The organism is Patescibacteria group bacterium (assembly GCA_016784145.1).
Taxonomy (GTDB): Bacteria; Patescibacteriota; Patescibacteriia; order UBA2591; family UBA6264; genus BS150m-G65.
In genome coordinates this window covers 1-20,003 of record JADHVF010000003.1, presented here as the reverse complement: position 1 = coordinate 20,003, position 20,003 = coordinate 1, and the positions used below count along the sequence as shown (strand labels likewise).

Here is a 20,003-nt window from a genome sequence, read left to right as displayed (position 1 = left end):
ATAATCACTAATCAATAATCACTAATCACTAATCAATAATCAATAATCACTAATCACTAATCAATAATCACTAATCACTAATCAATAATTACTAATTATTTTATTTCTTAATAAAAAGGCCAGCAATCCATGATAAAATATCATTAGTAATTCCAGTCATTATAAAAATTCCTAGAAATACTCCGCAAAGACCAATGAATTTATAAGCAATCCTTGACCCACCTTCTGTTCTTAAATGGTTTTCTGCCCAGCTAATACGGCCCAAATTCATTAAGAGCCATTCTGTTTTCCAGATGATTAAAAAGCCAGCCATGGTTGTTAAAATTCCAATAATCATTGTTTATATAATATGGTTATTAAAAAGTGGTGCGCGTGGCAGGGATCGAACCGGCGACATCTACTTTATAAGAGTAGTGCTCTACCACTGAGCTACACGCGCTCTTTAAGTAATTATAAATAGAAAATAAAAAATTGTAAAGAACATAATATAATTTATGTCAGAATTTAAAACAAAAAATATTGTTGATAGCCAAGAACTCCCAGAGGACAAAAAAGTGGACTTAAATATAAGGCCAACTAGTTTGTCCGGGTTTATTGGGCAAGATAAATTAAAGAAAAATTTAAAAATTTTTATAAAAGCTGCTTTGAAAAGGAAAGAGGCCTTAGATCATTCATTATTTCATGGGTCTCATGGACTTGGAAAAACAACCCTTTCTTATATCATTGCCAAAGAAATGAATTCTCAAATACAAATTACATCTGGGCCAGCTTTGGAAAAAGTTGGTGATTTAGCAGCCATTTTAACAAACTTAAAAGATAAAGGAATTTTATTTATTGATGAGATTCATAGATTGAACAGAAATATAGAAGAAGCATTATATCCGGCCATGGAAGAATATGCTTTAGATATTATAGTAGGCAAGGGGCCATCTGCAAAAATTCTTCGAATAGATTTGCCAAAATTTACTTTGATTGGAGCTACAACTAGGCCAAGTTTAATTTCTCCTCCATTAAGAGACAGATTTGGAGCAGTTTTTCAGATTGATTTTTATAAAGAAGAAGACATTAAAGATATTATTAAAAGGTCTTCAAGCATTCTCGAAATTAAAATAGAAGACCAGGCAGCTTTCGAAATTGCTAAGCGCTCAAGATTTACTCCTAGAATAGCCAATCGTTTATTAAAGAGAGTTCGTGACTTTGCACATGTAAAAAATGTTAATATAATTAATTTAGACATTGTTTTTAATGCAATGGATGTACTTGAAATAGACAAATATGGATTAAATTATGTTGATAGAAAAATTTTAGATATTTTAATTAAAAAATTTTCAGGTGGGCCAATAGGAGTTAAAACATTGTCAGCCGCTACTGGCGAAGACATTAACTCTTTAGAAGAAATTTATGAAGCATATTTAATGCAGATTGGTTTTCTTGAAAGAACACCAAGGGGACGTAAAGTTACTAATCTAGCCTACAAACACCTTGGCTATAAAGAAGATTTATTATTATGATTAAAAATAAAAAGTTTATATTATACATCTCACTCGTTTTTTTCTTTTCTTTTACAGTTGGATTTTTAATTGGCATTGATGTTAGTCCTAATAAAATAATTTCAAAATCAAATTTTTTACCAGTTCCAAAAAACATTGACCCTGATATTAATTATGATTTATTCAGACAACTTTGGATGGCTGTAAAAGATGACTATGTTGACCAGCCAGTGACTGATAAAGATTTATTTTATGGGTCATTAGAGGGCCTTGTGCAAGGACTTGATGACCCTTATTCAATTTTTTTAAATCCTGATTTAGCAAAAAAGTTTATGGATGATATGTCGGGTTCTTTTGAGGGGATAGGCATTGAAATTGGGATGAGAGACGATCGTCTTACAGTAATAGCTCCCTTAACTGGCACACCTGCTTTTCGGGCAGGTCTTTTGGCTGGTGACAAAATTTATGCAATTGATACCAAGAGTACATTTGGCATGGGGTTAGACGAAGCAGTTCATTTAATTAGAGGGATAAAAGGCACTCCAGTAATATTGACTGTTTTGCATAAAAACAAAAATTTTACAGAAGATGTTGAAATAATTAGAGATGTTATTGAAATCACATCAGTATCATGGGAAATGAAGGAATTCCCTGATAGCAATAAAAAAATAGCTTACATAAAAGTGTCTCACTTTTCAGAAGATACCTGGCAGGCATTTATAGACATCTGCTCAGTTGTTTTAAGAGCAAGCCCAGATGCCCTTTTATTAGATTTGAGAAATAATCCGGGGGGATATTTAGACACAGCAGTTGATATGGCTGGCTATTGGGTGGATAATGACGTTATTACTTTTTCAACAGATGCAAACAAGTACAAAAAAGAATATAAAAGTAATGGCCCAGGTGATTTTAAAGATATCCCAACAGTTATTTTAGTTAATCAAGGGTCTGCTTCTGCTTCAGAGATTTTGGCAGGAGCATTACAAGACTATAATCAAGCTACTATTATAGGAGAGCAAACATTTGGCAAGGGCTCTGTTCAAGAATTGCATAGCTTTTCAGATGGGTCAGCCCTAAAATTAACTGTTGCTTATTGGTATACTCCGCTTGGCCGTTCAATCAATGAAAATGGAATATCTCCTGACATTGATATAAAAATTACTGTAGAAGATTTAGAGAATAAAATAGATTTACAAATGGATACAGCTATTGAAATTTTGAAAGAATCAATATAATAAAAAAAATTGATTTTTTCAAATCAATTCTTTAAATATTTTTTTAATAATTTTTTATTTTCTTTTGGAGCTTACATTAACAAATTTTTTCCAACATAATTTTCCTGTGAAGTTTTTTATTTTTCTCCTTGTAAATAAAACAAACCCTTGTGCAGTAGAATAAAGAGTGTCATCTTTTCCTCTTTTCACATTTTTTCCTGGATGAAATTTTGTTCCTTTTTGGCGGATAATAATTTCTCCTTGATTTACGCTTTCTCCTCCAAACTTTTTAACACCTAGTCTTTGTCCTTTTGAGTCGCGTCCTAACCTAGTTGAACCGCCTGCTTTTTTATGGGCCATAAGAAATATTTTATTTTATATTAAATAAAGTTTAACCAAGACAGATAATTTGTCAAGTATTTAACATAAAGATAATTTTATGATGTCTATTGAGTCAATTTTAAAACAATATCAAAAAAATAAATTTTATAAGGATAAAAAAAATCTTATTCAAATATTTTTGGCACTTATTTTAAATATTTTGACTTGGTTATATATTTTTGTTAAATTTCAAGGACAAGAAATTGTTGTTTTGCATTATAATCTTCTCTCGGGAATTGATTTTATTGGCAGATGGCAGAAACTATTAATTATCCCGTTAGTTGGTTCTTGTATTTTGATAATTCATTTTTGCTTTTCTTTTTATCTTTATATTTTAAGAAATGTTCGTTTGGCTAATTTTCTTATTATATTATTATTAATTTTTCAGATTTGTTTATTTGTTTCAGTTTATTTAATAAGCAATCTTTCTAACTTATAAGATTATGCTTTTTTATATCATTAAAATTTTTGTATTAGCTGTTCTTGCTTTTATTATTACTGTTTTATGGACGCCAATTTTAACTCATTTTCTTTATAAATATAATTTTGGAAAAAAAATTCGTGATGAAAAAAATGCTCCAATTTTTTATAAATTTCACAAAGACAAAGCAGGCACTCCCACAATGGGAGGAATACTTATCTGGGGAACAGTATTTTTTATATCAGTTACTATTTTTTGTTTATATAAATTTACTGGGTTAGAGATTTTTAAAAACTTGAATTTTTTATCTAGAGGGCAAACACTGCTTCCTCTAGGAGCGTTAATTGCATCAGCAATTATTGGTTGTGTTGATGATTTTTTTAATATAAGGAAAATTGGAAGTAATGGCGGAGGGCTAAAGGTTCGTCATAAATTGATTTTATATACAATAATTGCCTGTTTTGGTGCCTGGTGGTTTTTCTTCAAGCTGGGTTGGGATATTATAGATATTCCTTTTTTGGGAAGTTATCATATTGGCATTTTATATATTCCTCTTTTTATTTTTATTATTAGCGCCACTAGTTTTTCGGTTAATGAAACAGATGGTCTTGATGGATTGGCAGGGGGGGTGTTGCTCACTTCTTTTGCCGCTTATGCTGTTATTGCCTTTGTGCAGGAAAAATTTGATTTAGCTGTTTTTTGTGCTGTAATAAGTGGTTCTTTAGCGGCTTTTCTCTGGTTTAATGTTTATCCAGCTAGATTTTTTATGGGCGATACTGGATCCATGTCGCTAGGGACAACGCTTGGCATTGTAGCCATGCTTACAAATACATTTTTAATTTTGCCAATAATTGGTTTTATTCTTGTTTTTGAATCTTTTTCAGTTATTGTTCAGACAATATCAAAGCGTTTTCGGAAAAAGAAGATTTTTTTATCTACCCCAATTCATCATCATTTTCAAGCAATTGGTTGGCCAGAGCCAAAGATTGTCTTAAGAGCATGGCTTATTAGTGGGATCATGGCCATTATTGGATTAATTGTATTTTTACTTGATAGATTTTTATAAAATGAAAAAATCAGATTCTGTTTTTTTGACAACCATATTTCTTTTATTAATATTTGGATTATTTGCCCTGGCTTCGTCAGGGGCTTTTGTTTCTTGCGGGAAAACAGATGATTGTTATTTTTATTTAAAACACCAAATTATTTTTGGTTTAATCCCAGGCCTTTTTTTCTTTGGCTTTTTTTCTTTTTTAAATTATAAGTTTTTAAAAAAAATCGCTCCTATTTTATTTATTATTTCCATCGCCCTTTTAGTTTCTGTATTTATTGATGGAATTGGAGAGCCAAGAAATAAAGTTGCTAGATGGATAAGTATATTTGGAATAACTTTTCAACCATCTGAATTTGTTAAATTGTTTCTTTTGATTTCAATGTCTGCTTTTTTAGCAAAAAGAGACAAATATATTAAAAGTTTTAAAAAAGTTTTTATTCCTTTGTTGTCTTGTTTGGCTATAATATCTTTTTTAATTGTAAAACAACCAGACATTGGAACATTGTTAATAATTCTTTCCAGTATTATAGTGATTTATTTTGTGGCAGGGGGTAGGATTATTTTTCTGGCACTAACTGGAATAGGGATTATTCCAGTGGTTTTACTGGTTTCTCCCAAAATACAATATGTCATACAAAGAATTAGTGTTTATTTTGGCAGAGCAACAGATGTTTCAGACCAAGCATATCATGTCAAACAAGCAGTTTTAGCTATTTCTTCTGGAGGTTTTTGGGGAAAGGGTATAGGTCATGCTTCTTCAAAGTTTGCTTATTTGCCAGAAGTAATGAGTGATTCGATTTTTGCAGTCATGGCAGAAGAGTTAGGTTTTTTGTTGATAAGCTTGCTTGTCTTTATTTATTTATTTATTGTTTACAGAATATTTTATATTTCATCTTTATCAAAAGACAGGTTTGCTTTTCTTTTGCTGGTTGGAATTGGCTCTTTATTTATATTTCAAACATTTGTTAATATGGGAGCAATGCTAGGGTTGATTCCTTTAACTGGCACACCTTTGCCATTAGTTGGTTATGGTGGAACGAATATGGTTGTTTTTTTAATGGCTTTTGGCATTGTAGCTAATATTTCAAGACATATAAAAACATGAAAACATAATCAATATCTACTTAGGGGCAAGGCCTCTAAGTAAATGATTACTGATTATTTATTACTGATTATTGATTTCTATTCTACTTAGGGGCAAGGCCTCTAAGTGACTCTAAGTGATTTTCTACTTAGGGGCAAGGCCTCTAAGTAAGGTTGTTGATTATTTATTACTGATTCTACTTAGGGGCAAGGCCTCTAAGTGAATCATTTGTACTCTACTTAGGGGCAAGGCCTCTAAGTAAGGTTGTTGATTATTTATTACTGATTAATGATTTGTAATCTACTTAGGGGCAATCTACTTAGGGGCAATCTACTTAGGGGCAAGGCCTCTAAGTAAATGATTACTGATTATTTATTACTGATTATTGATTTCTATTCTACTTAGGGGCAAGGCCTCTAAGTGACTCTAAGTGATTTTCTACTTAGGGGCAAGGCCTCTAAGTAGAGATGGTTTCTCTCTTTAATGCTCTCTCTTGACAAAATCAATAATTCTGCTATACTAGAGGCAGAATTAGTTTGTTATTCTCTCTGTTTTTCTGCTTATCAGTGGCAAAATCGGTCATCCCTCCTAACCGAGAAGTAGCCAAAAATTAAGGTTGATCTTGCATGTCAAGCGTAGGCCTTGTGCTGGTAGGCAGAAAAATAGAGAGAATTTTTTTAACAAACAAAAACAAAGGAGATGGTCTAATGAAGAACGTTGTCAAAATAATACCTATTATGCTTTTTTTGCTGGCCTTTGGTTGCGAGACTTGGCAAGTTTATGCTCCTGACGAAGATGGTATATTTGCTGTTACTTTAGCAAATGTAAATGTTCAGTTTATGGTAGACGATGACTTAATTGCTGTTCAAAATGAAAACTGGAATGGAGCAAAAGTCACTGTTTCTAAAAGAATCGCAGCCGGAGAATGGACTGAAGGATTTGATCGCACTGTCTTGGGTCGGAAGATATCAGAAGCAACTGCTTTTTTTGATAGGGGAGATGAAATAAAACTCAGAGTTAGAATAGCTGCTGATGATATTTTAAGAATTGATTATTTCAAAATTGGCGAATAGGTAAAAACAATAAAGCCCTGTAAAAAAAACAGGGCTTTTTCTTATATTATTACTAATCACTAATCAATTATCACTAATCAATTATCACTAATCACTAATCAATTATCACTAATCACTAATCAATAATCAATTATCACTAATAACTAATCAATAATCAATAATCACTAATCACTAATTATTAATCAATAATCACTAATCACTAATCAATTATCACTAATCACTAATTATTAATCAATAATCACTAATTAATTATACTTATTCATTGCTTTGCTAACGCCATTTTTTATAGCATAATCAATCGCTTGTTGGGCTATTTTTATAATTTTTTGTTTAGTTTCTTCTTCATCTTTTGAGAATCTTTTTAAAACATATTTTTCAGAAGCAATATTTTCATTTTTCCCAATGCCTATCCTGAACCTAACAATCTCCTTTGATTTTACTTGTTTAATTATTGATTCAACCCCTCGATGTCCGGCCGATGATCTATTGATGGATATTTTTATTTTACCTAATGGTAAATCAATTTCGTCATGAATAATCCATATTGATGATTTTGGTTCTTTGAGAAAATAATTCTCTAACAGTCTGGCAGTTTGCCCGGATTCATTCATATAAGTAGAAGGAATAGCTAAGATAATATTTTTTTGGCTAGTTGTCTTGGCTTTATTTTTTTTATCTTGTTTGAATTTATTAAATTCAAAATTTTTACCAAAGTTTTTAACTATTGTTTTTCCAATATTATGCCTGGTCTGTTTGTATTTTTCGCCAGGATTTCCCAGCCCGATAATTAAAATCATTTTTTTAATATTTAGAAATTCTTATTTCAATTTGAATACCAGAAAAATCCCATTTTTGTCTGATAGCTTTTTTTACAACATTCATTTGAGCGTCATTAATAAGTTTCCTTCTTATAAATTTGGGTGGCATTTTAAGCATAAAAATATGGGGGTTTGTTTGTTTATGAAAAATTTTTATTTTTTCCCAAATATCATCTTTTAGTTTTGTTTTGGCAACAACATCTTTTAATAAATTGTTTAATTCTTTTTCATTAATCTGTCTATTCTGATTTCCACGGACAATAAAAATAGATTTAAATATTTTTTTAACATTTTCTCCTGTTTTAGCTGAAACAAAAAGAATTTGAGTCCATTTGGCAGTTGGTACGGTGAAATTAGGAGTTTCTGCTTTCCATTTTTTTCCTTTAGTCTCCCATAAATCACATTTATTCACAACCACAATTAGTGCTTTTTTTCTCTCAGATATTAGTCTTACTAATGTTTTATCTTGATAAGAGACCTTGGCAGAGCTATCCAAGACCATTAATATAATGTCAGATTTTTTTATCATTTTTAATGACATGGTTGTGCCAATTCTTTCAATTAATGATTTGACTTTTGCTTTTCTTCTTATGCCAGCTGTGTCGATCAAGAGTATGTCTAATTCCTTTTCGTATTGCTTATCATCTGAAAATGTGTTTTTAACTTTTATTAATGTATCTTGTGGCCCCCTAGTTGTATTGGGAGTAGGAGAGGTGATTACTTTTTCTTCTCCCAAAAGAGCATTTAACAAGGTTGACTTACCAACATTCGGTTTGCCAATTATAGAAACTTTTACAATGTTGGCTGGTTTTATTTTATTCAGCATATTAGCATTGTCTTTGTTTATGTATTTCATGCTTTCGTCTAATAGGTCGCCAACACCACCACCATTTATAGCAGAAATAGCAACTGGTTTTTTAAATCCAAAATTAAGCCATTCAGGGCTATTAGCGTCCATTCTTTTTTTGGGATTATCAGATTTATTTAATATTAGGATGGCTGGTTTGTTTGATTTTTTAATTATTTTGCTAACTTGTTGTTCAAAATTGGAAATAGGCAAAACAGGGTGTCTGTTTTCTATAATAAAAAAAATCAAATCTACTTCAGTAATTGCTTTGTCGATTTGTTTTTTTATTTCTTTGTCTAATATCTCTTGTTCTCCTTTTTTAATTTCAATCCCTCCAGTATCTATAATAATTAAATCATTTCCTCGCCATTTACATATGCCATAATTTCTATCTCTAGTTGTACCAGGCAGATTAGTGATAATCGCTTTTTTTTCTTCTATTAGACGATTAAAGAGGGTTGATTTTCCCACATTAACTTGCCCTATTAAAGCAATTTTAGTCATTAGAGTTTTGTCCAAGAATAATTAAAAAATCAGCATTATTATTAATGGAAATAATTTCTAGGTTTGTTGGTCTTTTATTTTCAATCACATCTCCATTAAATATTTTGGCAAGAGTCCCGGCCGAAGCTAGGTTATCAGATGTTTTATATATTATTGTTTCTTTGTAATTACGAGTTGGAGCATTGCCTATTTTTAAAATTTCAAAATTTTTCTCATCTATTTTTTCACTTGCCTTGAATGCAAGATTATTTACAAGAGTTCCGTTTAGAATTATTATTTTTGTTTTTTTGTTGATTGGTTCTTCAAGATTTGTTGGCATGGAAGAATCAGTAATAAGAGAATTCTTGCTTGGCTTTTGTCCGAAGACAATTTGTTTTTCAGGAATTTCTTGCTTGAATATATCTTTTGCTAGATTAGAGAGTTGTTTAAACCCTTTTTCTTTTGTAGTTAAAATATAAGCACCATTTATATTTATCTCTGACTTAAGCAAACCATTATCTCCGTTTTTAATCACCCTGGTTATTATGTTATTTTTGTTTATACTTGAGGCTATTTTTGCTAATTTTATTCCCTGCATAATGTCTAAATTTGTACTTATATTTTTCTCCAGTATATTATAAAAACTCCATATTTTATTTGGTTTTGAAAATAAATTCTCTTGCTTGATTTTTTCTTTGATGGCAAATAGGATTTTTTGTTGTCTGATTGCTCTAGCAAAGTCCGAATCTTCCTCATTGTTGCCGTGTCTTGACCTGGCAAACTCTAATGCTTTTTGCCCGCTCATTATTTGTTTTCCTTTAGCAAAGCTAACAGTTCTAAAAGTAAAATTATATCCAGGGAATTGATAATCAGTAAAGCTTTTGGCTACCTCTATTTCAATTCCTCCCAACTCGTCAATTATATCTCTGAAAATTTTAAAATCAGTTCTTATCCAATAATGAACTTTTAATCCAAGAATATTTTCAACAACTTTTTTTGATAATTCTCCGCCTTGCTTGTCTGATTCCATCATGCCAAAAGCATTGGCAGCATTTATTTTTTTCCAGCCATAATCAGGGATTGGTACATATAAATCTCTGGGGATTGATAGTAAAGCAATTTGATTTGTTGATGGTTTTAAGCTGGCCAGAATAATCGTATCAGTGAGATATGCTCCTTCATGATTTGCTCCCCCCATTCCTAATATTAAAATATTTATACGATCAGATATTTCCCCTTTTAATATTTCCTCCTTGCCAATAACCAGTTTGCTAACGCCTTTCCAGAAAGACATTTTGCCCATATTTGTTATTAGGCTATTATTACTAGAAAAAACAATATTAGTGGTAAAGAAAAAAATACCAATAGCTGATATAAAAATTAATAAATGAAAAATTATTCTAAATTTTTTATTTTTATTTGGTTGTTCAATTTTTTGAGAAATATCCTCGGGAGAATAAATGTCATTTATAAGGTTTATGCGATTTTCAGGCATTCTAATTTTGTTTTAAAAAATAATTTATATTTTTATACTATCAAAAAAAATAAAAAAAATCAAGCATGTGGAAAACTTTTAAAAAAATATGTTATACTTATTAACAGGTAATAATTTACATAATCTTTATTATCCTTTATAATATAATTAATATTTCTAAAATTTAATAAATCTATATGTTTATGAAAAACAAAACAAAAAAAGGTTTTACTTTAATTGAGTTATTGGTTGTGGTCGCAATCATGGGATTATTAGCAGCCCTAGCTATTGTTGCCCTTAATCAAGCCAGAGCAAAAGCAAGAGATGCTAGGAGAGTGTCAGATATAAAGCAAATTCAAACAGCTTTGGAATTGTATTATCTAGACAATAATGAATATCCCGACAAAGAAGGAGATACCAGTACAAATATTATTGAAGACAAATGCTTAAGTAGTACTAATGGATTTAAGGATGCTTGTGCTGGGACTGTTTATATGGCAGAGCTTCCTTCAAATCCTCTGCCAAGAGTTGATGGTAGTTGTACGGATACGGAGTACACATATGTTCCAGATGTTACTACCGGGCACAATTTGAGTTATCACATTAGTTATTGTCTTGGATCAGCTACTGGAGATTTGGCATCTGGTCCTCATATTGCTACACCAGCAGGATTAACAGCCCGCTAATTTTTAGTTTTTCAATTTAAAATAGTAAATCCGTATTTTTAACGGTACGGATTTTCTTTTTCTTTGATTATCTTTATTATGAACAAAATAAAGAATATTAAATATTTTGATTATATTATTGAGGCCTTGTGTTTGTTTGTTTTTGTTTTATTGCCATTGTTTTTTACCCCAAAATTATATGGCACTTGGCAGGTCAGTAATTATCTCTTGCTTCAAACATTAGTGGAAATAATATTATTTATTTGGTTGGTAAAAATAATTATATTTAATAAATCATTCGTTAGTATTAAGAAAAATAAAATAATTTTACCAGCCATTATTTTTATTGGAGTTTTTGCAATAGCCACGATTTTTTCCAAATCATGGCAATATAGTTTTTGGGGGTATTATGAACGCAAGATGGGGCTGATTACATATCTCCATTTTTTTCTTTTTTATATAATATTATTTTTTAATATTAAAAACAAACACCAAGTGGGCAGAATTTTTTATTCCATTATTTTTACAACCATGGTGACTCTTGTTTATGGGTCTTTACAAATTTTTGGACTTGATATTTTCCCTTGGAGTGAATCCTCGTTTTTTAGCCATCGAATTTTTTCTACACTTGGTCAGCCAAACTTTTTTGCTTCCTGGTTGTTATTAACAGGCCCAATAATTATTTATTTTTTACTGAGATTCAAGAGACAAACAAACATGTCAGTATTTAAAAAATATTTTTATCGTCCTTTGTTTATCTGTTTATTTTTATTTTATCTTATTATTTTGATTTTAACCCAAAGCAGGGGGGGGTGGATTGGGTTTTTCTTTGGCATGTTATTTTTGGCCCTTCTAATTCTTTATAAGAAAAACAAGCAAATAATATTTACCTGTTTATTATCTTTTTTTATAGTATTTATTATAATAATTGTTTTCTTGAATTCTTTTAATAATCTTGTGGCTGGTCCAGAAGATTCTTTTACAGTTAAAAGACTAAAAAGCATTACCAATCTTGCTCAGACAGGCAAATTAAGATTAATTTGGTGGCAGAATAGTATTGATTTAATAAGCCAAAGTCCTGTCATAGGACATGGGCCAGAGACACAGCATTCATTATTTATTCCTTATTATCAGCCAGAATATGCTGCATTAGAGGCAATTAATGTTTTTCCAGACAGGGCTCATAATGATTTGATTGACATGATTCTTGTCTCAGGCATGTTAGGACTATTGGCATATTTATTTTTAATTATTAGCGTGTTTTATGCAGGGCTTAAATCTGTCATAAAAACTCAGTTTAATGAAAATAGCTTGATGATATTAGTTTTAGTTACAGGAGTATTAGCATATTTAATTTCTCTTCAATTTTCTTTTCACATAATTCCGACAGCAGTTTATTTTTGGGCATATCTAGCCATAATATCAAGAATTATATTAATCAAACAAAATGCGATTAAATAAAATAATATTAATATTTTTGTTAGCAGTTTTATTGATGGCTAGTTTTTGGAATTTTAATCTCAAGGTTTTGTTGGCTGATTATTATTATCATAAAGTAATAGCGACAAAAGATTGGGAAGAAATATTAAAAAATTATGACAAGGTATTATTTTATCAACCGTTTGAGCCGTTTTATCAAAAAAGATTTGCTAATGATTTGAAATGGGGGTTGGATTTCTATAACAACAATTCTCTCAAGTTAAAGATAGTTGATATGGCTATTGATAGAATGCTTAATATCTCAAGCAGTGATAGAACATTTTTTATTCACATCAGTTTAGCCAGGTTTTATTCTTTAAAAGCAAATATTACTCAAGCGCAAGTTGACTTTGTTTTGGCTGAGAAAACTTTGGCTGAACTAGTAACTCTTTCTCCTGAGATAGCCTTGACATATAATGATTGGTGTCAGTTAAAAATTTATCAACAAGAATGGGAGCAGGCAATTATTAAGTGCACTAAAGCGCTTGAATTACATCCGTCTCTTGAGCATCCCCAAATGAATGAACAACATCGCAGGATGGTCAAGGCAGAGATGATTAATATTTATGAAAAATTAGGAAATATTTATCTTGCTCAAAAAAAATATCAACTAGCAGAAGACATGTATGTTAAAATTTTAAAATTTTTTCCATTAGTTAAAACAAATATGTGGAAAAAAATAGGAGATATTTATTATCTACAAGGGGATTTAGACACGGCTATTATTAAAAACTTACACGGACAAATGTTAAATCCCAAAGACCCTGTCTGGATCAGAGCTTTGTATCTTTTGTATCAGGAAAAAAACAATCAAGAAATGATGGATTATTGGTTTGATAAAATACCATTAGATTCAAGGCAAGGTCTTGTTAATTAAATAATAAAGAAAATAATAATATGAAATTATCAATTATTATACCTGTGTATAATGAAGCCAAAACAATTTTGAAATTATTAGACAAAGTGACTAGGGTTGATTTTGGCATTGATTATGAAATTATAATTATTGACGATAAATCAACGGATGCTTGTCCCAAGATTTTAAAAAACATAAATAACGATAAAATAAAAGTTGTTTTTCAGTCAAAAAACCAAGGCAAGGGCTCTGCTATTAGAAAAGGGTATACAATTGCTACTGGAGACATAATTGTTGTTCAGGACGCTGACCTTGAATATAATCCAACCGAGATTCCAAAATTGATCCAGCCGATTTTGCAAGGCAAGACAAGTGTTGTTTATGGTTCTAGGTTTTTAGCTCATCATACGCCGGGTTATTTTTTTTATTATTTAGGTAATCGTTTAATTTCAGTTTTATTTTCCCTGGTCTACTCTCAAAAAGTCACAGACCCATATACTTGTTATAAGGTTTTTAAAAAAAATGTATTAGATAAGATTGATTTAACCTCAAATGGGTTTGAAATAGAAGCAGAGTTTACGGCCAAGGTGTTGAATAATGGATATAAAATTTTAGAATTACCGATTTCATATAATAGTCGAACCTTTGCGCAAGGAAAAAAAATAAACTGGCGTGATGGGGTAAAAGCAGTTTATTATTTGATAAAATATAAGTTTTTTCATGATTAGTTATTTTGAACAACCAGTTGAACAATATTATTATATTAATTTAATCCCTGAATTTATAATATTTGGACATTCTGTCCATTTTTATTTTTATTTAATACTGGTCTTGTTTTTCTCGTTTTTTCTTATTTTTAATAGAACTATGATTTTAAAATTATTGCCAAAAATTAAATTTTCTAAAATGTTAATTTATTTAATAATTTTTTTTATAACATTATTGGCTGTTAAGTGGATGATAATTCAAGTAAACTGGCTTAAAAATGATTTTAGAGATTTCCATGGTCAGGATTTTAATTATCGCCAGAATAAAATAATAACCAGAGCAGTGATAAAGTCAAGGGATTTACCAAAACAGTGGCATAATTTTTTTGATTTTTTAGAGTTTTGTAAAACAAAATTACCTTTAAAATCAAATATATATGTTTTGCCATATCACTGGACATTTCAAGCAGTTGCAAAATATTATCTTTACCCTGATTTGATTTTAACAGATAACTTAAAACAAACAGATTATGTTATTAGTTTTAATGTTGTTTTGCCTAAAAATATTTTAGGATTTGAAAAATTTAAACAATTTGAACCAAATAAATTAATTTTAAAAAGAATAGTTAATTAATTGCTTTTGAAAAAAAGCAAAGGCCTAAAATTCATAATCATATAAACATAATTTATTTTATGATTGCTGTAATTTTATTATTTATCTCACTGGTTATTCCGTTTATATTGGGAATGGTTTTGTTTTACTTCATCAACCCTAATCATTTTAAGGTTATGGAAAAAATAATTATATGTTTTGCTTTTGGCACGGCCATGCTTACTTTTTTAATGTTTGTTTGGGGGCTTTTACGTCTGCCATTTTATTTTTTTCTAATTTTAATGTTTTGTTTATCAGCTTTAATTTTCTTATTTTCTTTTATAAAATTTTTTAATAAAAAAAGATTTTTTAATCAATTCTTAAAATTAAAAATCAAAAAATTAGGTCTTTTAGAATGGTTTTTTATTTTAATAATATTATTTGAAATTTTATTTGTATTATCATCTAGTATTTTAAGACCAATTATAAATTTTGATTCTTTGGCTATCTGGGCATTAAAAGCAAAAGTGTTTTTTTATCAGCCAGTTGATTTTTTTAATCATGCTTCTTCTTTTTTTCTGGGAGGCGGGAATAAACTAAATTATCCATTACACATACCTCTTTTTATGGGGTGGGTTTATTTGTTATTTCAGGGGACAAGCGCAATTTTTGTTAAAATAATATTTGCCACTTATTTTATTGCTCTGCTTGCATTTATTTATATAAGTTTGCGAAATTTTATTTCTAGGAAAACCTCCTTATTTTTGACTGCCATTTTGTCATTAATGCCCCTTGTCTCTTATCATGGATTTTCAGCCATGGCTGATTTGCCAATGGCTTTTTATTTCACATTGGCATCTGTTTTTTTATTTAAATATTTTTATAGACCATCTTCTTCTTACAATTTATATCTAGCAGGCATTTTTGCAGGCATTACTGCATGGGTTAAGAGCGAGGGGATTGTTTTGTCAATGGTTCTTTTATTTGTTTTGTTTGTTTATTTAATATCACAACCAAAATTAAAAACAAATATTAAAAATTGTTTGAAATTTTTATATCCATATTTATTAATAATATCTCCTTGGGTGGTTTTTAAGATATTTTATAATATTAATTTTCTTAGTAATATTTCCAAAAAATTTTTGTTTTTTGAAGAAATTCATCCAGTCATTTTTAAAGGGGTTTGGCAACAAATTTTCTTTTCAAATTCTTTTTCTATCTGGCCTGCAATTTTTTTATTATTTTTATTATTTTTTTATAAAAAAGTCCTTTCAAAGCCATATTTATATTTACTTCTTATGATTAGCGGAGTTATTTTATTTTATCTTTTACTTTATTTTCTTACACCAACATATGAGTATGCAATGGATGGTACAGCTGTTTGTCGGAATTTCTTGGTCATTATTCCTTTATCAATTTTTTTATCTGGCCTACTATTTGAACACAAGTACTAGCTTTTCTATTTCTACTTAGCGGCAAGGCCCCTAAGTGATGCTACTTAGCGGCAAGGCCCCTAAGTGATACTAAGTGAGATTATTGATTACTGATTATTGATTATTGACTTGTAATCTACTTAGCGGCAAGGCCTAATTTCCACTTATTACTTGAACATAACTAGCAAACTTGGTATAATTATTAAAAGTTTTTAATAATAAAATTTATACAAATGAATAGTTTGCTTATTTCTTTTTTTCTAATTATTTTTTTTGTTGGCTTGTCTTTTGGCAGTTTTTTAAACTCCTTGATTTATCGCCTAAAAGAGCATAAAACTATTTTAGGCAGGTCTTATTGCCCTCATTGTAAGCAAAAAATTGTCTGGTATGACAATATTCCAGTTTTTTCATACTTGCTTTTAAATGCTAAATGCCGTAATTGTAAGCAAAAAATTTCATTACAATATTTGCTAGTTGAATTAACAATGGGTATTTTTTTTGTTTTATCATTTTTATGGGTTAATTCATCTATGTCAGTAATAAGTTATCAATTAAGTGCTACAGGAGTCGGGCATTATACTCCTTTTATATTATCTGTTATTAAATATTGGGTAATATTTTTTGTTTTTACTTTTATTTTTGTTTATGATGCCAAGTATTCAATGGTTGACAGTAGGGTTGTTTTGTCAGCCAGTTTATTGGTTTTTGGGCTGGCTATTTTTGAGTCATTTTTAAAAGAAAATAGTTCAATTGTTTTGTCTGATTTATTTCAAATATTTTTAGCAATGATTATTGGGGTTGGATTTTTTGCCATTCAATATGTTATTACTAAAGGAAAGGCAATTGGTATGGGCGACTTACAAATAGGGCTTTTTATGGGAGCATCTCTTGTGTCGTGGCAATTTGTTCTTGTTGCCATTTTGCTTTCATATATTATTGGAGCAATTATTTCATTGGGTTTAATTTTATTTAAGCAAAAGACAATCAAGGATAAAATTCCACTTGGTCCGTTTCTGTCTATTGGGTCGGTTGTAACTATTTTTTACGGAGAGCAAATTATTAATTGGTTTTTTAGATAAGCATAAAAGTGTTTTTAAAAAATAAAAAACAAGCATTTACTTTAATAGAATTAATTGTGGTTATTGGTATCACGGTTATTATTTCTGCCATGGTAATATCAAATATGAGAGCAGGAGGAGATGTTATAAACCTTAATTCAAATGCGGAAAAACTGGGAGAGATTATAAAAACCGCTCAAATGATGTCTCTAAGCGGAAAACAAGTTTCAGATATTCGTCCGTCAGGCGGTTACGGAGTTTTTGTTGACTCGGATACATATATTCTTTTTGCAGACACAGATAGTGTTGATGACCATGAATATAATGCTGGTAGCGATGACATAATTCAGGTATTTAATTTTGGTGCCAACATATCATTACCTCCATTGGGTCAAGAGACATATATAATATTTATGCCTCCCAAGGGGGATGTTTATGTCCCTAGTGGCGTAAATGGAGGAATTATTTTAACAGGTAATCATTTAATAACATTAAAGCACTTAATTAATCGCTACGCATATGTTGAGGTTAATTCACAAGGACAAATTGATGTCAGAAAAGTTGAATAATGCCCAGTCATTAATTGAAACCATTGTTGCTATTGGAATTATGGTCACTGCAATAGTGGCTATTTTATCTATTGGATTGACTCATCTTGTTACCGGTGGACAATCAAGAGAAAGAGTGGTTGCCATTAACCTTGCTAGAGAAGGGATAGAAATTGTTTATGCTATTAGAAATAGTAATTGGCTTGACCCAGGTCAATCATGGCCATACGACTTAACAAATGATGATTGGATAATTAATTACAACTCTGACCAATTAGTGGAGGCAGTATTTAGTGGGGGCACGGACATAGAGCATTGTACTAATTGTTCCTTGTGTCAGGGCGTAAATGACTTAACAACTCATTGTGTAGACAATGAAGCTCTTTTTAAAAGAATGATTACTATTTCTGCAGGAGATGACATCGGAGCTCTTTGTAATAATGATTGCGAAAAAAAGATTGTTTCAACTGTTTTTTGGCGAGAAAGAGAAAATACACACACTATTAATATAGAAACTCGTCTTACTTCTTGGCGCTAAAAATAATCACTAATAATTACTAATCAATAATCAATAATCAATAATCAATAATAATTACTAATCAATAATCACTGATGACTAATAATCAATAATCACTAATCAATAATGGCTAATAATCACTAATCAATAATCACTGATGACTAATAATCAATAATCACTAATCAATAATCAATAATCAATGGTCTCTCTATGAATAACCCTTGCCAACAAAATGCCAAATCCACGGCCTTCACTCTTATTGAGTTAATGGTTTCTCTTGGTATTTTAGTTATGATAATTCTGGCAACCATGGGCGTCTATATTCATGTAATTGGTACCAGGGAAAAAACACTCGGGCAGCTAGACATACAAAGAGACGGTCATTATTTGATGAATTTAATAGTTAAAGATGTTCGGGCTGGGATGATTGATTATGACAATTATGGCGCTGCCAGTGATTGTGGAGAAATTGCTGTAGATGGCCTTATTGACAAGCTTTGTTTGTTGGATTTTTCTTCTAGTTCAAATGAAATAAGATACAAAAAAGAAGTTGAATCAGCTACTCGTAATATCTTAGAAAGATGTGAAGCCACAACTTGCACTAGCGAGCATTATGATTCTATTACCATGAGCGACAATACTATCGCTCGTCTTGATTTTTATATAAAGCCAATCGCTAATCCGTTTTATTCTGGTTCAACTGTTTATAAACACCCCAGAGTGACAATTGTCTTAACCTTAGAGTCGCTAGTAGAAAAGCCAGGCATGAAAGAGTTGGTTCTTCAACAAACCGTTCCACAAAGATATGCTCAACGAAATTAATCACTAACCACTAATCATTTCTTCTGCTTGTTTTATAAAATAAATATGAATAAAAAATTATTAAAAAAAATAATCAATAATCCTAACAATAACCAAGGGCTTTCATTGATTCTAACTCTTCTCATAATCAGCTCAATTCTCACTGGCACTTTGTTGGTCGGTGATGTTATTATTCGTCATAGCCAGGTTGTAAAGGGAACGGAAATATCAGAAATGGCCTATTTTGCCAGTGAAAGTGCAATTGAAAAAGCAGCTTTTGATGTGATGGAGAATTATGTTGATATTTCTGCCTATTCGTTAAGTGACTCTCTGACAAATGAATCAGAATATGAAATTGATGTCGGGGAGGTGGTTATTGATGATTCAAATCCATCCTCTGGGGATGTAATCTCAGCTGGACATCCATGGGAAATCACTTTAGCACCAAATGAATCCTTTAGTTTGGACATGGATATTAATGGGGCCATTTATCCAACTAGTATAGATATTGATAAAAGCGGGTCAGTGGCAAGTGATTTGTTAATATATGAATGCACTTCTCTCGGCACTCCTAGAATATGTTCTGCTGTTTCAAGTCAAACTTTTCAGGTTAGTTTTCCATACACATTAACTGTTGATTCGGCTAATAAATATTATAAAATTCGTATAAATAATATTGGGGCTGGTTCTGAAATTTATTCCATAGAGCCAGCTAATAATTCTTTGCCAATCGGGGTAGTGATAAATGCTACTGGAATCTATACGGGCTATGAAAGAATAATAAGTGCCAATTTTCCAAAATGGCAACAATTTGGAATATAATTATTTGTGTTGCTAATCATTAATCATTAATCTTTAATCATTAATCTTTAGTCTCCCTGTGGCGAGGTCCAGTTTTCTTTCTGTCATCTCGACTGAAGTGAACAAAGTGAGTGAAATAGAGAGATCCCGCTTACTTAGACTTACTTAGGGGCAAGGCCCCTAAGTAGATTCCAAAATGGCAACAAT

The 20,003-nt window shown here is 30.5% G+C and carries 22 protein-coding genes and 1 tRNA gene; 17 read left to right on the top strand and 6 right to left on the bottom strand.

Going from position 1 to position 20,003, the window contains the following annotated elements; all coding sequences use genetic code 11:
* Positions 1-100: 100 nt before the first annotated feature.
* Both ISS06_02370 and ISS06_02365 read right to left on the bottom strand, forming a co-directional pair.
* Positions 101-337, bottom strand: a complete 237-nt coding sequence (locus tag ISS06_02370; protein MBL7054022.1) for a hypothetical protein — start codon at positions 335-337, stop codon at positions 101-103.
* A gap of 27 nt (positions 338-364) precedes the next feature.
* Positions 365-439, bottom strand: a tRNA-Ile gene (locus ISS06_02365).
* A gap of 55 nt (positions 440-494) precedes the next feature.
* On the opposite strand from ISS06_02365, the gene ruvB reads away from it, so the two are divergent.
* Together ruvB and ISS06_02355 are read left to right on the top strand one after the other, a co-directional pair.
* Complete coding sequence (gene ruvB, locus ISS06_02360) at positions 495-1,511, top strand: Holliday junction branch migration DNA helicase RuvB (protein MBL7054021.1); 1,017 nt, start codon at positions 495-497, stop codon at positions 1,509-1,511.
* Positions 1,508-2,725, top strand: a complete 1,218-nt coding sequence (locus ISS06_02355; GenBank protein MBL7054020.1) for a S41 family peptidase — start codon at positions 1,508-1,510, stop codon at positions 2,723-2,725. Before ruvB ends, ISS06_02355 begins: the two co-directional genes overlap by 4 nt.
* 54 nt (positions 2,726-2,779) lie before the next feature.
* On the opposite strand, the gene rpmA is transcribed toward ISS06_02355, so the two are convergent.
* Positions 2,780-3,064 carry a 50S ribosomal protein L27 gene (gene rpmA / locus ISS06_02350; protein ID MBL7054019.1) on the bottom strand — a complete coding sequence of 95 codons (285 nt, stop codon included), beginning with the start codon at positions 3,062-3,064 and terminating at the stop codon, positions 2,780-2,782.
* Between the two features lie 82 nt (positions 3,065-3,146).
* On the opposite strand from rpmA, the gene ISS06_02345 reads away from it, so the two are divergent.
* The 4 genes from ISS06_02345 to ISS06_02330 all read left to right on the top strand — a co-directional run bounded on the left by ISS06_02345 (position 3,147) and on the right by ISS06_02330 (position 6,717).
* Positions 3,147-3,524, top strand: a complete 378-nt coding sequence (locus ISS06_02345; GenBank protein ID MBL7054018.1) for a hypothetical protein — start codon at positions 3,147-3,149, stop codon at positions 3,522-3,524.
* A 4-nt stretch (positions 3,525-3,528) separates the two neighbouring features.
* Positions 3,529-4,572, top strand: a complete 1,044-nt coding sequence (gene mraY, locus ISS06_02340) for a phospho-N-acetylmuramoyl-pentapeptide-transferase (GenBank protein ID MBL7054017.1) — start codon at positions 3,529-3,531, stop codon at positions 4,570-4,572.
* 1 nt (position 4,573) lies between these two features.
* Entirely contained in the window at positions 4,574-5,665 is a 1,092-nt protein-coding gene (locus ISS06_02335) for an FtsW/RodA/SpoVE family cell cycle protein (protein MBL7054016.1), read from the top strand.
* Positions 5,666-6,270: 605 nt separating this feature from the next.
* Positions 6,271-6,717 carry a hypothetical protein gene (locus ISS06_02330; GenBank protein ID MBL7054015.1) on the top strand — a complete coding sequence of 149 codons (447 nt, stop codon included), beginning with the start codon at positions 6,271-6,273 and terminating at the stop codon, positions 6,715-6,717.
* A 245-nt stretch (positions 6,718-6,962) separates the two neighbouring features.
* Here the strand turns inward: ISS06_02330 and ISS06_02325 are convergent, their stop codons facing one another.
* Genes ISS06_02325 through ISS06_02315 form a run of 3 tightly spaced genes read right to left on the bottom strand, consistent with a single transcriptional unit; the run spans position 6,963 to position 10,360 of the window.
* Positions 6,963-7,514 (bottom strand): aminoacyl-tRNA hydrolase, encoded by a 552-nt coding sequence (locus ISS06_02325; GenBank protein ID MBL7054014.1) that lies wholly within the window; start codon positions 7,512-7,514, stop codon positions 6,963-6,965.
* A gap of 4 nt (positions 7,515-7,518) precedes the next feature.
* A complete protein-coding gene (gene der / locus ISS06_02320) occupies positions 7,519-8,886 on the bottom strand; it encodes a ribosome biogenesis GTPase Der (GenBank protein MBL7054013.1) in 1,368 nt (455 codons plus the stop codon).
* A complete protein-coding gene (locus ISS06_02315; GenBank protein MBL7054012.1) occupies positions 8,879-10,360 on the bottom strand; it encodes an LCP family protein in 1,482 nt (493 codons plus the stop codon). Before ISS06_02315 ends, der begins: the two co-directional genes overlap by 8 nt.
* A 182-nt stretch (positions 10,361-10,542) precedes the next feature.
* Here ISS06_02315 and ISS06_02310 point away from each other — a divergent pair, with 182 nt between their 5' ends.
* From ISS06_02310 to ISS06_02260, 11 genes are all read left to right on the top strand, one after another.
* Positions 10,543-11,025 (top strand): prepilin-type N-terminal cleavage/methylation domain-containing protein, encoded by a 483-nt coding sequence (locus ISS06_02310; protein MBL7054011.1) that lies wholly within the window; start codon positions 10,543-10,545, stop codon positions 11,023-11,025.
* 78 nt (positions 11,026-11,103) lie between these two features.
* Positions 11,104-12,465 carry an O-antigen ligase family protein gene (locus ISS06_02305; protein MBL7054010.1) on the top strand — a complete coding sequence of 454 codons (1,362 nt, stop codon included), beginning with the start codon at positions 11,104-11,106 and terminating at the stop codon, positions 12,463-12,465.
* The gene (locus ISS06_02300) at positions 12,452-13,360 is read left to right on the top strand and encodes a hypothetical protein (GenBank protein MBL7054009.1); all 909 of its coding nucleotides are present in this window, start codon (positions 12,452-12,454) and stop codon (positions 13,358-13,360) included. Before ISS06_02305 ends, ISS06_02300 begins: the two co-directional genes overlap by 14 nt.
* A gap of 20 nt (positions 13,361-13,380) precedes the next feature.
* A complete protein-coding gene (locus ISS06_02295) occupies positions 13,381-14,067 on the top strand; it encodes a glycosyltransferase family 2 protein (GenBank protein ID MBL7054008.1) in 687 nt (228 codons plus the stop codon).
* The gene (locus ISS06_02290) at positions 14,060-14,680 is read left to right on the top strand and encodes a hypothetical protein (protein ID MBL7054007.1); all 621 of its coding nucleotides are present in this window, start codon (positions 14,060-14,062) and stop codon (positions 14,678-14,680) included. Before ISS06_02295 ends, ISS06_02290 begins: the two co-directional genes overlap by 8 nt.
* A gap of 155 nt (positions 14,681-14,835) precedes the next feature.
* Positions 14,836-16,092, top strand: coding sequence for a glycosyltransferase family 39 protein (locus ISS06_02285; GenBank protein MBL7054006.1), 1,257 nt, complete (start codon positions 14,836-14,838; stop codon positions 16,090-16,092).
* Between the two features lie 212 nt (positions 16,093-16,304).
* Positions 16,305-17,150: a prepilin peptidase gene (locus ISS06_02280; protein ID MBL7054005.1), complete on the top strand. Its 846-nt coding sequence runs from the start codon at positions 16,305-16,307 to the stop codon at positions 17,148-17,150.
* Between the two features lie 8 nt (positions 17,151-17,158).
* The gene (locus ISS06_02275; GenBank protein ID MBL7054004.1) at positions 17,159-17,698 is read left to right on the top strand and encodes a prepilin-type N-terminal cleavage/methylation domain-containing protein; all 540 of its coding nucleotides are present in this window, start codon (positions 17,159-17,161) and stop codon (positions 17,696-17,698) included.
* Positions 17,649-18,215, top strand: coding sequence for a hypothetical protein (locus tag ISS06_02270; GenBank protein MBL7054003.1), 567 nt, complete (start codon positions 17,649-17,651; stop codon positions 18,213-18,215). The genes ISS06_02275 and ISS06_02270 overlap by 50 nt, the downstream gene beginning before the upstream one ends.
* A 189-nt stretch (positions 18,216-18,404) precedes the next feature.
* Positions 18,405-19,016, top strand: coding sequence for a prepilin-type N-terminal cleavage/methylation domain-containing protein (locus ISS06_02265; protein MBL7054002.1), 612 nt, complete (start codon positions 18,405-18,407; stop codon positions 19,014-19,016).
* 45 nt (positions 19,017-19,061) lie between these two features.
* Positions 19,062-19,817 carry a hypothetical protein gene (locus ISS06_02260; GenBank protein MBL7054001.1) on the top strand — a complete coding sequence of 252 codons (756 nt, stop codon included), beginning with the start codon at positions 19,062-19,064 and terminating at the stop codon, positions 19,815-19,817.
* Positions 19,818-20,003 lie beyond the last annotated feature (186 nt).